The sequence below is a fragment of the Candidatus Aeolococcus gillhamiae genome (assembly GCF_016464765.1).
Taxonomy (GTDB): Bacteria; Chloroflexota; Dormibacteria; order Aeolococcales; family Aeolococcaceae; genus Aeolococcus; species Aeolococcus gillhamiae.
Window position 1 is genome coordinate 1 of sequence record NZ_JAEKNS010000016.1, and the last position, 2,888, is coordinate 2,888.

Consider the following 2,888-nt stretch of genomic DNA (forward strand, 5'->3'; position numbering starts at 1 on the left):
GTGTCGTGCACGGTCACCCGGCGGCGGATCTCCTTGAGCTCGTCGAGCATCGTCTGGTCGATCTGCAGCCGACCCGCAGTGTCGAGGATGACCACGTCGCAGTTCAGCCGCTTGGCCTCGTCGACGCCGCGCTTGCACAGCTCGGGCGGTTTGGCCTTGCCGTCGGGCATGGCCACGGGGACCTGGTTGTCCTTGCCGAGCCGCTCGAGCTGCTGGGCGGCCGCGGGCCGGTAGGTGTCAGCGGCCACCATCAAGGGGCGATGGCCCTCCTTGCGCACCGCCAGCGCGAGCTTGGCGGCGGTGGTGGTCTTGCCGCTGCCCTGCAGGCCGAGCAGCATCACCACCGTCGGCGGCTGCGACTGGTAGCGCAACTTGCGCTGCTCGCCACCGAGCAGCGCGGTGAGCTCCTCGTTGACGATGGAGACGATCGTCTGTCCCGGCGTCAGCGATTCGAGGACCTCGGCCTGGACAGCGCGCTCGCGGATGCGCTCCACGAAGGCGCGCGCCACCTTGAAGTTGACATCCGCCTCGAGCAGCGCCAGGCGCACCTCGCGCAGCCCCGCCTCGACGTCCTCCTTGCTGAGCTTGCCCTTGCCCGAGAACCGCTTGAAGACGTCGGTGAGCCGGTCAGACAGAGAGTCGAACATCAGGCGCCCCTGCCCCCGAGCGCATGCACCTGCTCGCGCAGGCCGGCTTCGACGCGGTCGCGGCGGTCGAGCTCGGCGGCGAGGCCCAGCCGCACCTCGAGGTTCTCGAGCTGCGCGAGCGCGCGGCGCACCAGGTCGTGGGCGCCGCTGCGGGTGCAGCTGAGGTGCTCGGCGAGCTCGGTGATCGACCAGTCCTCGTCGAGGTGCAGGCGGCACGCCTCGCGCTGATGGTCGGTGAGCACGCCGCCGTAGACGTCGAAGAGGCGCTGGCGCGCGGCGTGGTCGGGCGCGGCGGGGGCGGGCGTGCGGAAGCGTGTCAAGGGCAAAGCCTTGACATGCTACCAGAACCTCAGGTCTACCCCGCCGGCAGCTCGAGCACGCCCGCGAAGAGGGCGTCGAGATAGGCGGCGGGGTCGAAGACGTTGAGGTCGTCGATCCCCTCACCGAGGCCGACCAGCTTGACCGGCACGTCGAGCTCGGCCTCGATGGCCAGGACGGTGCCCCCGCGCGAGGTCCCGTCGAGCTTGGTGAGCACGATCCCGGTGAGCTGCATCGCCTCGTGGAAGGCACGCGCCTGGGCAATGGCGTTCATCCCCGTGGGCGCCTCGATGACCAGCAAGGTCTCCTGGGGCGCGTCGGGGATGGCGCGCTCGATGACCCGGCGCACCTTCTCGAGCTCGGCCATCAGGTTGCTCTTGGTGTGGAGGCGACCCGCGGTGTCGACCAGCACGACGTCGATGCGCCGGGCCAGCGCCGCCTGGATGGCGTCGTAGACCACAGCGCCGGGGTCAGCCCCCGGCCGGTGCGCCACGACGTCGATGCCGCTGCGGTCGGCCCACACCCGCATCTGGTCGATGGCCGCCGCTCGGAAGGTGTCAGCCGCGGCGACCAGCGCGGTCATCCCCTCGGCGGACAGCCGGTGCCCCAGCTTGCCCAGCGTGGTCGTCTTGCCGCTGCCGTTGACGCCGACGACCACCAGCACGCTCGGTCGAGCGTCGAGGTTCAGGCGCCGGTCGCGCGCCTCCAGCAGGGTGAGCATCTCCGCCTTGAGCGCGTTGAGCGCCTCCTCGGCGGTGGCGATCCGCTCGAGGCGCACCCGCTCCCGGAGCGAGGTGACCAGCTGCTCCGCCACCCCCATGCCGGCGTCAGCCCCGATGAGGATTTCGAGGAGGTCGTCGTAGAAGGCGTCGTCGAGGTCGCGGCGCAACAGGACTGCGTCGCGGACCTGCTCGCTGAACGCCAGCGACGCGCGGTCCATGCGCCGCGACATGCGCTTCCACCACGCCTCACGATGGACGCGGGACACCACCTCGTCGGTCATCTCGGAGCGCTCAGACCGCGGCGCGGATGGTGGACTGGCGCAGCCCCACGACGTGGCCCTCCGGCACCGTCTCGCCGGACTCGGCGTCGAAGCGGACGCTGATCACCGAGCTGACCCCGTCGCCGTCGCTGGTCACGCCGTGGAGCGCGTCCGCCGCGGCCATGGTGATGTGGTTGTGGGTCACCACGATGAACTGCTGGGTGGCCGCGAGCCGCTTCAACAGTCGCGTGAAGCGCATCACGTTGCTGTCGTCGAGCGGTGCGTCGACCTCGTCGAAGACGTAGAACGGCGACGGGTTGACCTGCTGCAGGGCCAGGATGACGGCCAGCGCGGTGAGCGCCCGCTCGCCTCCGCTGAACAAGCTCAGCGGTTGCAGCCGCTTGCCCGGCGGCTGCGCCAGGATCTCCACGCCGGCACGGGCCGTCGAGTTTCTGCCGCTGTCGTCAGCAACGGCCACGCCGGGCTCCTCGCGGCGCAGGGTGGCGCGGCCACCGGGGAAGAGCTCGGCGAAGAGGTCGTGGAAGTGCACCGAGACGGCGCCGAACACCGCCTCGAAGCGGACGTCGATGGCGTCGGTGAGGCGCGCGGCCATCACGCGGATGTCGGTACAGGCGTTACCGAGGTCGTCGCGCCCGGCTCGGAGCACCGCGACGCGCTCCGCCAGGCGCTCGTGCTGTTCGGGCGCCAGCGCGTTGACCGGGCCGAGCGCTGTGACTCGCCGCTCCAGGCGGACGATCTCGCGCTCGGCCTTGTCGGCGTCCCCGGCCTGCGGTTCGGGGCCGTCGTCCTCCTCATCGCCACGCACTGCGTCGGCGAGCTCGGCGACGCGCTCGGCTGCGGCGGCGACCTCCAGGTCGGCGGCGGCGCGCTCGTCCTCGGCGCGGGCCAGCACCACCGCCACCTCGCTCCTCTCAGCGTCG

4 protein-coding genes are annotated in these 2,888 nt (G+C 71.4%); all 4 read right to left on the reverse strand.

Translation table 11 applies throughout. The features are described 5' to 3' along the window. The coding region (locus JF886_RS00980) for a signal recognition particle receptor subunit alpha (RefSeq protein WP_337308701.1) at window positions 1-647 on the reverse strand (647 nt) is incomplete at its 3' end. After that, window positions 647-973: a transcriptional regulator gene (locus tag JF886_RS00985; RefSeq protein WP_337308703.1), complete on the reverse strand. Its 327-nt coding sequence runs from the start codon at window positions 971-973 to the stop codon at window positions 647-649. The genes JF886_RS00985 and JF886_RS00980, both read right to left, overlap by 1 nt. A gap of 29 nt (window positions 974-1,002) precedes the next feature. After that, the gene (gene ftsY, locus JF886_RS00990; protein ID WP_337308705.1) at window positions 1,003-1,968 is read right to left on the reverse strand and encodes a signal recognition particle-docking protein FtsY; all 966 of its coding nucleotides are present in this window, start codon (window positions 1,966-1,968) and stop codon (window positions 1,003-1,005) included. A gap of 10 nt (window positions 1,969-1,978) precedes the next feature. Next, on the reverse strand, window positions 1,979-2,888 hold a 910-nt coding region (locus tag JF886_RS00995), incomplete at its 5' end, for an AAA family ATPase (protein ID WP_337308707.1).